The organism is Halopseudomonas sp., from assembly GCF_038130085.1.
Classification (GTDB): Bacteria; Pseudomonadota; Gammaproteobacteria; order Pseudomonadales; family Pseudomonadaceae; genus Halopseudomonas.
Window position 1 is genome coordinate 30,813 of record NZ_JAYPMU010000025.1, and the last position, 11,914, is coordinate 42,726.

The 11,914-nt window shown below is 59.8% G+C and carries 7 protein-coding genes and 1 pseudogene; 2 read left to right on the forward strand and 6 right to left on the reverse strand.

Annotated elements, in window-relative coordinates; genetic code table 11:
• Window positions 1–5 precede the first annotated feature (5 nt).
• The 4 genes from AAFM31_RS15345 to AAFM31_RS15360 form a co-directional block, all read right to left on the reverse strand.
• Window positions 6–974 carry an alpha/beta fold hydrolase gene (locus AAFM31_RS15345; RefSeq protein WP_341708788.1) on the reverse strand — a complete coding sequence of 323 codons (969 nt, stop codon included), beginning with the start codon at window positions 972–974 and terminating at the stop codon, window positions 6–8.
• A gap of 23 nt (window positions 975–997) precedes the next feature.
• Complete coding sequence (hrpA, locus tag AAFM31_RS15350; protein WP_341708789.1) at window positions 998–4,903, reverse strand: ATP-dependent RNA helicase HrpA; 3,906 nt, start codon at window positions 4,901–4,903, stop codon at window positions 998–1,000.
• Window positions 4,904–4,986: 83 nt separating this feature from the next.
• Window positions 4,987–6,675 (reverse strand): long-chain-fatty-acid--CoA ligase FadD1, encoded by a 1,689-nt coding sequence (fadD1, locus tag AAFM31_RS15355; RefSeq protein ID WP_341708790.1) that lies wholly within the window; start codon window positions 6,673–6,675, stop codon window positions 4,987–4,989.
• Between the two features lie 259 nt (window positions 6,676–6,934).
• Window positions 6,935–8,620, reverse strand: coding sequence for a long-chain-fatty-acid--CoA ligase (locus tag AAFM31_RS15360; protein ID WP_341708791.1), 1,686 nt, complete (start codon window positions 8,618–8,620; stop codon window positions 6,935–6,937).
• Between the two features lie 247 nt (window positions 8,621–8,867).
• Between AAFM31_RS15360 and AAFM31_RS15365 the strand changes: the two genes are divergently transcribed.
• Together AAFM31_RS15365 and AAFM31_RS15370 are read left to right on the forward strand one after the other, a co-directional pair.
• The gene (locus AAFM31_RS15365) at window positions 8,868–9,824 is read left to right on the forward strand and encodes an alpha/beta hydrolase (protein WP_341708792.1); all 957 of its coding nucleotides are present in this window, start codon (window positions 8,868–8,870) and stop codon (window positions 9,822–9,824) included.
• Window positions 9,811–10,281, forward strand: coding sequence for a MaoC/PaaZ C-terminal domain-containing protein (locus tag AAFM31_RS15370; protein ID WP_341708793.1), 471 nt, complete (start codon window positions 9,811–9,813; stop codon window positions 10,279–10,281). Before AAFM31_RS15365 ends, AAFM31_RS15370 begins: the two co-directional genes overlap by 14 nt.
• A gap of 71 nt (window positions 10,282–10,352) precedes the next feature.
• Here the strand turns inward: AAFM31_RS15370 and AAFM31_RS15375 are convergent, their stop codons facing one another.
• Window positions 10,353–11,531, reverse strand: coding sequence for a VWA domain-containing protein (locus AAFM31_RS15375; protein WP_088275120.1), 1,179 nt, complete (start codon window positions 11,529–11,531; stop codon window positions 10,353–10,355).
• A 14-nt stretch (window positions 11,532–11,545) separates the two neighbouring features.
• Window positions 11,546–11,914 (reverse strand): annotated as a pseudogene (locus tag AAFM31_RS15380) (ATP-binding protein); the annotation flags it as partial.

Genomic DNA, 11,914 nt, shown 5'->3' on the forward strand with positions numbered 1-11,914 from the left:
TCTTCTCATGTTATGTACGCTGCTTCCTTAACGTCCGATGCGTTACCGCAAGGAAACAGCTCTTGTGTGTGCGAATCCTGCCGACGCTGGGCCAGCCAGTCGGCAATCAGCGGGAAATGATCCTGCTCTGCCTGCGGGTGGGTGAGCAGATCGGAATGCCCGTAATGTCGCGAGCAGCCCCGACCCTTTTCCAGCAAGATTACCTGTGCATCGTGTCTGCCCAGCTCGCGGGCAAACCGTCTGACGTCATCAATGTGCCCCAATACGCGATCACGATCTCCAGCCAAATACAGGCTGGGGGGCCACGCCAGACCATTCAAGGCGCTAGCATAGTCGAATCCATCCTCAAGATCACGCCATTCGCCACGCTCCCAGGCCAGATTAGCGGCATGAATTGCACGGGCTTCGTCCTGGCTACCCAGCCCCAAGGCGCGGGCCGGCACTCGGCCCTTCAAACGGCCGGATAACGACGCCAGCGAGCCCCAGAGAGTGCGCCGAACAAACCGCACCCAGCGCCCGCCTGCGAGCGCTCTGCGCCGTACCCCCAGCTGCACCAGACCGCTGATACGAGGCAGCAGCTGTGGCTGACGGATCAGCGCACTGGCCAGCCAGACACCTCCCCAACCATGACTCAGCACAAACAGGCGCTGACGCGCGTGGCGCTCAACCAGCGTATTCAGCAGCGCCGGGATATCACGCAAAATCAGATCGCCGCTGCAGATCGAGGGCTGCTGCTCAAGCGTCGGCTGACTGGCACCGTGGCCGCGCAGATCAGCCAGGTAAACACAGTAGCCCTGCTCCGCCAGAAAGCCCGCAAGCCCGCACTGTGCAGCCAGATACAGACGGCTATCAGCCATCGCACCGTGCAGCAGCAGAATGACCGGCGCGGTCGCGCTGTCGGTGCCGAGCCTCTGTATCTGCAGAACCCCGCCCTCGTCACTAGCCACCTGAATCTGCTCTGTAACTACACTCACGCTTTTGCTCCGTTAACTGCCGGTCAGGCAGTGATCTCGCGCCACAGCTTTGCCAGTCGCTTACTGGACACCGGCATACGGGTACCCAGTTGCTGGGCAAACAGCGACACCCGGTACTCTTCCAGCATCCAGCGCCACTCATCCAGCCTTGTATCCCAACGACCCTCGCGCTGGAAGCGTTCACTCAGGGCCTTGTATTGCTGCCAGAAACCCTGCAGCTCATCGGTCCAGGCGCGATCGCGGGGCACCTGCCCCGGTAGCTTGTCGAGTCGCTGCTCAATGGCGCTGAGGTAACGCGGGTACTGACTCAGCCACTCGCCCGACACCTGACGAGCAAAGCCCGGGAAGACCAGTTCAGACAGTTGCTCACGGACATCGTTCATGGCCAAAGCGTGGGCCAAATCTACCTTGCCTTTAAAGCGTTTGCGCAAGCCATGCCACTGCTTGAGCACCGCCAACACCTGTTGCGCCAACTGCTCGCAGGCAGGCACCCAATCGCCGCGGCCTGCCTCAATCAGCGCCGCCAGGGTTTCTGCATCACGCGGTAGAGGCGCATCACTTGGCAGAAATACCCGGTCTATCGCACCGAGCAATACGTCATCGGTCAGCTGCTTCTGCGTGCCGAGATCACGATAGTAGATGGCCGCATCCTTGAGCGTGGTCAGCTTCTGCCGCAGGTAACGCGCCTGTTCATTCAGTTGCGGGCTCTGCAGCAGTAGGCGCTGCACCCCCAGGCGATGTGCGCGCAGCGCAACCTGTGGCACGTCAAACAGCTGCTCGACCACCTCCTCGCCCTGCTCCACCCACGCCGGATGGAAGTTGACAGCGATACCGGCCTGCTTGCGCACCAGCGTTTCGGGCAACGGGTAGCTGCCCGGCGCTTGGGCGGGTGCGGCCGACTTCTGCTCCGCTACCGGTGCTTCGGCCTGCAGCGGTAGTCCATCAATTTCGGCGCAGAGCGCGCTGTAATCGCGGCCGGAGCAAATTGGCTTACCTGCCGCATCAACGACCTCGATACGCATGCGCAGATGGTCCTCCAGCTCAACATCAGCCCAGGCATCATCGTCCAACCGCACACCTGTCATGCGCGTCAGCTCACGGCCCAGCGCCTGGGTCAGGCTGCCATCAGCAAAGGGCATACGCTCCAGCGCAGCCCGGACGAAATCGGGTACCGGTACGAAGTTCTTGCGAATCGCCTTCGGCAGGCCGCGCACCAACGCCACGCACTTGTCGAACAACAACCCCGGCACCAGCCAGTCGAGCCGCTGCGGATCAATTCGGCGCAACAGCGAGGCCGGAATGCGCACAGTGACGCCGTCTGCCGGATGCCCGGGTTCAAACTGATAACTGAGCGGCAGCGCCACGCTATCCCAACGCAGCAGGTCCGGGTACAAATCGGCACTGACATCATTGGCCTCGCGCTGCAGCAGATCATCGCGGGTCATGTGCAGCAGTTTGGGCTCCGTCTCGCTGCTGCGCTTGAGCCAGCGCTCGAAGCTGGCCAACTGATAGATATTTTCCGGAATGCGCTGATCAAAGAAGCGGAACAGCGTCTCCTCGTCGACCACGATGTCGCGCTTCCGCGCCTTGGCTTCCAGCTCATCGAGCTGACTGAGCAGTTGCTGATTAGCCTTGTTGAACGCGGCGCGGCCGTGCCACTCACCAGCCACCAGCGCCTGACGAATGAACAGTTCGCGCGAGACCACTGGATCGATCGGACCGAAGTGCACTTTGCGCTTTGGCACGATGATCAGGCCGTATAAGGACACCTGCTCAAATGCCACAACCTGACCACGTTTCTTCTCCCAATGCGGCTCACTGTGGCTGGTCTTCACCAGATGCGCGGCCAGAGGCTCAACCCAGGCGGGGTCAATCTTCGCGGCCAGCCGGCCATACAGACGGCGCGTCTCGGTCAACTCGGCGACCATCACCCAGGCCGGCTTCTTCTTCGCCAGACCGGACGACGGATGCAGCAGAAAGCGGCGTTGCCGCGCGCCCATATAGTCGCCCTCGTCGGTTTTGTTGCCGAGATGGCTGAGCAAGCCTGCAAGCAGCGCCTTGTGAACCGGTTCGCCGGAGGCAGGCTGCTTATTTTCTTCCAGCCCCATATCGCGGCAGGTAAGGCGAATCTGCCGGTGCGTTTCGCGCCACTCACGCAGGCGCAGGTAGTTGAGGAAATTGCGTCGGCACCAGCTGCGCAGCTGGCTTTGGGTCAGCGCCTGACGCTGCGCCTCAAACCCGTTCCACAGGTTGAGGAACGCGGCAAAATCGGAGCCCTCCTCGTTCCACTGTGCATGGGCCTGATCCGCTGCCTGCTGCTTTTCCAGCGGCCGCTCACGCGGGTCCTGCACGGCTAGTGCGCTGGCGATAATCGCCATTTCTGCCAGACAGCCCTGACGAGCCCCTTCCAGCAGCATCCGGCCGATGCGAGGATCGACCGGCAAGCGCGCGAGCTGACGACCGATGTCCGTCATTGCACCACTGCGGTCAACCGCACTCAGCTCCTGCAACAGGGTGAAGCCGTCGCTGATCGCACGGCCATCCGGCGGCTCGATAAACGGGAAGTCTTCGATGCGGCCGAGGCGCAGATGCAACATCTGCAGGATGACCGATGCCAGGTTGGTGCGGCGAATCTCCGGGTCGGTAAACTCCGGACGACCGATGAAATCCTCTTCGCTGAACAGTCGTACACAAATACCGGGGGCGACCCGGCCACAACGCCCCTTGCGCTGGTTCGCGCTGGCCTGGGAGATGGCCTCCACCGGCAAACGCTGGACCTTCGAGCGTGGACTGTAACGGCTGATACGTGCCTCACCCGGGTCGATCACGTAAACGATGCCAGGCACCGTCAAAGAGGTCTCCGCGACGTTGGTTGCCAGTACCACGCGCCGCCCGGCATGGGAGGAAAAGATCTTCTGCTGCTCGGCGGCCGACAGCCGCGCGTACAGCGGCAGAATCTCGGTGTGCTTGAGATTGGCCTTGCGCAGGTATTCGGCGGTATCGCGAATCTCCCGCTCACCCGGCAAAAACACCAGCACATCACCCGGTGTCTTGCCCTGACTGCGCTCAAACTGCTGAATCTCGGTCAGCGCCGCGACGATGCCCTGATCAATACTCAGGTCTTCCTCGACCGTGTTGCCCTCTTCATCCCGCTCGGCGCTGAGCGGGCGGTACCAGACATCCACCGGGTAAGTCCGCCCCGACACCTCAATCACCGGCGCGTTGTTGAAGTGCGCTGAGAAGCGCTCAAGATCAATGGTCGCCGAGGTAATGATTACCTTCAGGTCCGGGCGCTTGGCCAGAATGGTTTTCAGGTATCCGAGCAGGAAGTCGATGTTGAGGCTGCGCTCGTGCGCCTCGTCGATAATCAAGGTGTCGTAGCGGTTGAGGTAACGGTCATTCTGGGTTTCGGCCAACAGAATACCGTCGGTCATCAGCTTGATCAGCGAGCGCTCCGAGGTCTGATCGGTAAAGCGCACCTGATAGCCGACCAGCTCGCCCAGCGGCGTGCTCAGCTCTTCGGCGATCCGCGATGCCACACTGCGCGCGGCCAATCGGCGCGGCTGGGTGTGACCGATCAAACCGTGGGTGCCGCGCCCCAGCTCCAGGCAAATTTTCGGTAACTGGGTCGTCTTGCCAGAGCCGGTTTCACCGGCAATCACCACCACCTGGTTGTCGGCGATAGCCGCCTTGATCTGCTCGCGCTTATCGGCAATCGGCAGCGCGTCCGGGTAAATGATCTTCGGGATCAGCCGCTCGCGTTCGCTCACCCGCTCGCAGGAAGCATTGAAGCGCTCCAGCCAGGCTGCCGCGGCCGCGGCCGCGCCCTGATCATCCTTGGGCAAGCGGTGAAACTGCTGCTGCAGACGATGGCGATCACTGGCCATGACCTGGGAGAAATCGGGCGCGTTGGAGTGCTTGGCTGACATGGTTGATCCTTGGCATTAAAAAACCCCGCCCGGCAATGCCGGGCGGGGCTCTATTGTCGCAAAATCGAGGCGACCGGTGCAGCTTACTGCTTGGCGAGTTTCTTCAGTTCCTCGTCACGCAGCTCACGACGCAGAATCTTGCCAACGTTGGTAGTCGGCAGCGCATCGCGGAACTCAACGTGCTTGGGCACCTTGTAGGCAGTCAGGCTGCTGCGCATGTGCGTGATCACGCCTTTCTCTGTCAGCGTCGAATCGGCTGTCTTGACCAGGAAGACCTTGATCGCTTCACCCGACTTCTCGTCCGGAACGCCGATAGCCGCGCACTGAACCACACCTGGCAGGGTCGCCATGACGTCTTCCAGCTCGTTCGGATAGACGTTGAAGCCGGAGACCAGAATCATGTCCTTTTTGCGGTCAACGATACGCAGGAAGCCGTCTTCCTGGATGATCGCGATGTCACCGGTTTTCAGCCAGCCTTCGGCGTCCAGAATTTCATCGGTCGCTTCCTGACGCTGCCAGTAACCCTTCATGACCTGCGGGCCCTTGACGCACAGCTCGCCACGCTCGCCAAGCGGCAGCTCGTTGCCGTCTTCGTCGATCACCTTGCACAGGGTCGAAGGCACCGGAATACCAATGGTACCCAGTTGGATGTTGCTGATCGGGTTTACGGTTGCAACCGGGCTGGTTTCAGTCATACCGAAGCCCTCGCAAATGTCGCAACCGGTAACCTGCTTCCAGCGCTCGGCGGTAGCCAACTGTAGCGCCATGCCGCCAGACAGGGTGACCTTGAACTTGCTGAAATCCAGTGAACGGAAAGCGGCATCGTTCGCCAGCGCTACAAACAGCGTGTTCAGGCCGACAAAGCAGGTGAACTTGTATTGGGACAGCTCTTTCACGAACGACGGAACGTCGCGCGGGTTAGTGATCAGTACGTTGTGGTTACCGCTGACCATCATTGCCATGCAATGGAAGGTAAACGCATAGATGTGATACAGCGGCAGCGGGCAGATGACGACTTCTTCGCCATCAACCATATTCGAGCCCATCAGCGCCTTGGCTTGCAGCATGTTGGCAACCAGGTTGCGGTGGGTCAGCATCGCGCCCTTGGCAACGCCAGTAGTGCCGCCGGTGTACTGCAGCACGGCGATGTCGCCACCGGCCGGATTGGCTTCGGTCAGCGTCAGGCTGCGGCCCTTGGCCATCGCGTCGTTGAAACGGACCATGCCCGGAATGTTGTAGGCCGGGACCATCTTCTTCAAATACTTCACGGCAGCGTTGATCAGCAGACGCTTGAGCGGCGGCAGCATGTCGCCCAGCTCGGTCACAATCACGTGCTTGACGCCGGTCTTCGGCACAACTTCTTCTGCCATGTGCGCCATATTGGCCAGACAGATCAGCGCCTTGGCACCGGAGTCATTGAACTGGTGTTCCATTTCCCGTGGGGTGTACAGCGGGTTGGTGTTGACCACCACGTAACCAGCGCGCATCGCGCCGAAAACAGCGATCGGGTATTGCAGCACGTTGGGCATCTGGATAGCGATGCGGTCACCGGCTTGCAGGCCACTGTGTTTTTGCAGGTAGGCGGCAAACTGGCCGGACAGGGTATACAGCTCACCGTAGGTCAGGGTCTTGCCCAGATTGGTGAAGGCAGGCTTGTTGGCAAAGCGCTGGCAGGAGTCTTTAAGGACCGCAAGTACGTTGGGGTACTGGTCGGGATCGATCTCGGAGGAAACACCCGCTGGATATTTGTCTTTCCAGAAATTTTCAAGCATGAAGGCCCGCTCCTGAACTGGTATCGCTGCTGTCTTATAGTGTGTTCGGTCGTCGTATGGTGCTTGCAGCACTCTTTTAATGACGCGCAATCTGGCCCTCAAAAGCGTCGATTTGACGCACCCAAGGGGCCAAAGAGCCCGAAGACTAGCAGCTTTTCAGCAGGCAGACCAGCACCCTGGAATGGGCGCCCAGAGTGCGTGTGGCTTGGCTTTGCGAGCCCTCCGGGGTGACCCGCGAGTCACCCCGGAGGGCAAAAGATTACTGGTCGCGCAGCTCGCGACGCAGAATCTTGCCTACCGCCGACATCGGCAGCGACTCGCGGATCTCGTAGTGTTTGGGCACTTTGTAGCCGGTGAAGTTGGCACGGCAATACGCCTTGAGCTCGTCGATAGTCAGGCTCTTGTCGCTGGGCACGACAAACAGCTTGACTGCCTCGCCGGATTTTTCATCCTCGACGCCGATCGCCGCTGCGTTGGCAACCTTCGGATGCGCTGCAACCACATCCTCGATCTCGTTCGGGTAGACGTTGAAGCCGGAGACGATAATCAGATCCTTGATTCGATCAACAATTGATACAAATCCGTCTTCGTCGATGATGGCCACGTCACCAGTGCGGAACCAACCCTCTGCATCGAGCACTTCAGCGGTTGCTTCGGGGCGATTCCAGTAGCCTTTCATCACCTGCGGGCCCTTGACGCACAGCTCACCGCGCTCGCCGATCGGCAGCTCGTTACCGTCTTCATCGATGACCTTAAGCGCTGTACCCGGCGCTGGCAGACCTACCGAGCCAAGACGCGCCAGACCGTCACCGGGGCTGGACGTGACTACCGGGGAGCATTCGGTCAGGCCGTAGCCCTCACCAATCACGCATCCGGTTTTCTTCTGCCAGCGCTCGGCAGTCGCCTTCACCAGTGCGGTGCCGCCAGAGCCTGTGCTTTTCAGGCGCGAGAAATCGAGATTTTCAAAATCGGGGTGATCCATCAGCGCTACAAACAGGGTGTTGAGGCCGACAATCGAGGAGAACTGCCACTTCTTCAACTCGGCCACAAAGCCGGGAATATCACGCGGGTTGGTGATCAGCACGTTGTGGTGGCCGGCGATCATCATGCACATGCAATTAACGGTAAACGCGAAGATGTGGTAGAGCGGCAGCGGCGCAATGATCACCTCGCCCGGCTCACCGTTGATCTTCTGGCCATTGCTGTCGAGCTGCTGCATGTTGGCGTACACCTGCAGCATGTTTGCCACCAGGTTGCCGTGGGTCAGCATCGCGCCTTTTGCTACCCCAGTGGTGCCACCGGTGTACTGCAGAACGGCTACATCGTCGAGAGTACGCACCACCGCCTTGGGACGCTGCCCCTTGCTGCGTTTGAGCGCCGCCTTGAACGAGACAGCCTGCGGCAGGGAGTAATCCGGAATCAGCTTCTTGACGTGCTTGACCGCGGCATTGACCAGCGTGCCCTTGAGTCCGGGCAGCATGTCACCCATGCGCGCTTCAAACAGGTACTTGATCTCGGTGTCAGGCAGCACTTCCTGCACCAGATGACCAAACATGTTCATATAGATCAGCGCCTTGGCGCCGGAATCCTGGAACTGGTGGCGCATTTCCCGGGCGGTATAAAGCGGGTTGGTGTTGACCACTACGAGGCCGGCGCGCAGCGCACCGAATACAGCCACCGGGAACTGCAGCACGTTAGGCATCTGCACGGCAATGCGGTCGCCTGGCTGCAGGTCAGTGTGCTGCTGGAGATAACTGGCAAACGCCGCGGACAGGCGATCCAGATCCGCGTAGCTCAACGTGACACCCATGTTGCTGAACGCAGAAAGCTGAGCGTGCTTGACGCAGGCCTGATCAAACACATCAATGATCGAGCTGTACTGAGTCAGATCGATATCGTTGGGAATCCCAGCCGGCCGTTTGTCAGCCCAGAAGGACGCATCCATTGTTATTCTCCTATTCCCCGTTGGTGCAGTTTCTTATATTGACTGAGACCATTCATTGGCCTCGTGAGAGCATTGAAGCTCACTATGCTGCTGCTAAAGTGGCTCAAACCTAACAGGGCTGAGCGCAAATACAAAATGCTGGTGTGTTTCATTTGATTTGTGAATATCGCGCCTCCAGCCCAGACTGACGCAGCGCCGCAATGGCTATCGGAAACAATAAAAATAAACACAAAGGGACGCCGTATCCATGACCTACTCCACCCTGACCCTCGCCGCGAATGACAATGCTCGCCTGGCAGTCCACCACTGGCCGAGCGCCCTGCCTGCCCGCGCCAGCGTCGTCATCTGCCACGGCATGGCCGAGCACGGCGCTCGCTACCAGCCACTGGCAGCTCAGATGAATACCAGAGGCCTTAACGTTTGGGCGCTGGATCTTCGGGGCCACGGTGCAAGTACTCCGGAGCTGCCTCGCGGCCAACTCGCAAATGGCGCGGACTGGAGCTCGCTGGTTGCCGATCTGCTGCTGGTCATCAAACACGCGCGCGAAAGCGCACCTGAATTGCCGTTAGTCCTGCTTGGCCACAGCATGGGGACCTTTGTGGTCCTGAGCTTGCTGCTGGATCATTCAGATGCAGTAGACGTCGCGGTGCTCAGCGGCAGCAACGCCAACCCTGCCCCGCTCTGCCGGATCGGCCGCCAGCTCGCCCGACTGGAAAGCCTGCTACGCGGCCGTGATGCGCCCGCCCTGACCATGAACACCCTGTCGTTTGGCCGCTTCAATCGCGCCTTCGGTGAGGCACGCACCGAGTTCGACTGGCTTAGTCGCGATCCGGCGCAAGTGGACTTGTATGTCGAAGATCCGCTGTGCGGCTTTGTGCTCAGCGGGCATTACTGGCAGTGCCTGTTCGGCGCGTTGACGAAGATTGCTGATGCGGGCCAGCTGCGCCGCATTCGCGCTGACCTTCCGGTGCTGATTCTCGGCGGTGACAGTGATCCAGTCAGCGCTGGCAACGGCCTGCCGAAACTGCAGCAACGCTTGCGCTCAGCTGGACTATCGCAGGTAGAATTGCGGCTTTATCCGGGCGCTCGCCACGAAGCCTTCAATGAAACCAATCGGGATGAGGTCGTCGCTGACCTGCTTGACTGGCTGGAGGCGCGCCTGACCACCACCCCGCAACGGAGCAGCAGCCATGCAGAAGCTTGAAAACCGCATCTACGACGAACTCAATGTTGGCGACAAGGCCAGCCTGGCCCATCAGGTACAGGAAAGCGATCTGCTGCTGTTTGCCGCGGTTTCCGGTGACGTGAACCCCGTTCACCTCGATGAAGAATTTGCCGCGGCCACCCCATTCAAAGGCCGTATTGCCCACGGCATGTTCTCCGGCGCGCTAATCTCCGCGGCCATCGCCTGCGAGCTACCGGGGCCAGGCAGCATCTACATCGGCCAGGAACTGAGCTTCCTGCGTCCGGTACGTCTGGGCGACAACATCACTATCGAACTGGAAGTGTTGGAAAAGCTGCCGAAGAACCGCGTAAAAATCGCCACCCGGGTGATCAACCAGGATGGCAAGCAGGTCGTCGACGGCGTTGCCACCGTGATGGCGCCGACCGAGAAGGTCAGCATCGAGCGCCCGCAAGCCCCAGCAGTACAATTGGGCTGAAAACAGCAAGGCGGCAAACGATTGCTCGTTTGCCGCCTTGTGCTTTCCTGCTCTGGCAAAGCAACCTCGGGCTACTTGCTCAGATACTTCATCCCGTCTTCCAGACCCTGCAGAGTCAACGGATACATCTTGTCCTCGACCAGCTCGCGAATCAGCTTGGTTGAAGACGTGTACTCCCATGCATCCTTGGGATACGGATTAATCCAGATAAGCTTCTTGTACTTCTCCATGAAGCGCTGAATCCAGACGTAACCCGCCTCTTCGTTCCAGTGTTCTACGCTGCCACCCGGCTGAGTAATCTCGTAGGGCGCCATCGCCGCGTCACCGACAAACACAACCTTGTAGTCCGGGCCGTACTTGTGCAGCAAATCCAGCGTCGAGGTGCGCTCACTGGTGCGACGCATGTTGTTCTTCCACACCGACTCGTAAACGCAGTTGTGGAAGTAGTAGTACTCCAGATGCTTGAACTCGGTACGGCAAGCAGAGAACAGCTCTTCGCACACTTTGATGTGCGCATCCATCGAGCCACCGATGTCGAACAACAGCAGCAGCTTGACCGCGTTACGCCGCTCCGGGCGCATCTGAATGTTCAGCAGACCCGCATCCTTGGCGGTGTGGTCGATGGTGCCGTCGATATCCAGCTCGTCAGCAGCACCCTGGCGCGCAAACTTGCGCAGGCGACGCAGCGCGACCTTGATATTACGCGTACCCAGTTCGACCTGATCATCGAGGTTCTTGTACTCGCGCTGATCCCAAACCTTGACCGCCTTACCCTGGCGCTTGCCAGCGTCGCCGACACGAATGCCCTCGGGGTTGAAGCCGCCGGAGCCAAATGGACTGGTGCCACCGGTACCGACCCACTTATTACCGCCCTCGTGGCGCTCTTTCTGCTCTTCGAGGCGTTTCTTGAACTCCTCGATCAGCTTGTCGAGACCACCAAGGGTCTGGATCTTGGCCTTTTCTTCCTCGGTCAGCATGCGCTCGAACTCCTTGCGCAGCCAATCGTCCGGAATCATGGCCTCGATCAGTTGGTCGAGGTTTTCCAGCCCCTTGAAATAGGCGCCGAAGGCACGGTCGAACTTGTCGAAGTGCCGCTCGTCCTTGACCATGACCGTACGCGCCAGATAGTAGAACTCGTCCATATCGGCGAACACCACATGGTGTTTCAGCGCGTTGATCAGGTCGAGCAGCTCACGTACCGACACCGGTACCTTGGCTGCCCGCATTTCATTGAACAGGCCCAGTAACATCGGGCACCTCCCTCTTAACGGTTCTGACGACGCGTCATAAAGGCGAGGCGCTCCAGCAACTGGACATCCTGCTCGTTCTTGACCAGCGCACCATACAGCGGCGGAATCGCCTTGGTCGGATCACGATCACGCAGCACAGCCTCAGGAATCTGGTCAGCCATCAGCAGCTTCAGCCAGTCAACCAGCTCGGAGGTAGAGGGCTTCTTCTTGATACCCGGCACCTTGCGCACGTCGAAGAAGATGTCCATGGCTTCGGACAACAGAGCCTGCTCGATCTTCGGGAAGTGGACTTCCACGATCTTCTTCATGGTCTCGCGATCCGGGAAGGCGATGTAGTGGAAGAAGCAGCGGCGCAGGAAGGCGTCCGGCAGCTCCTTCTCGTT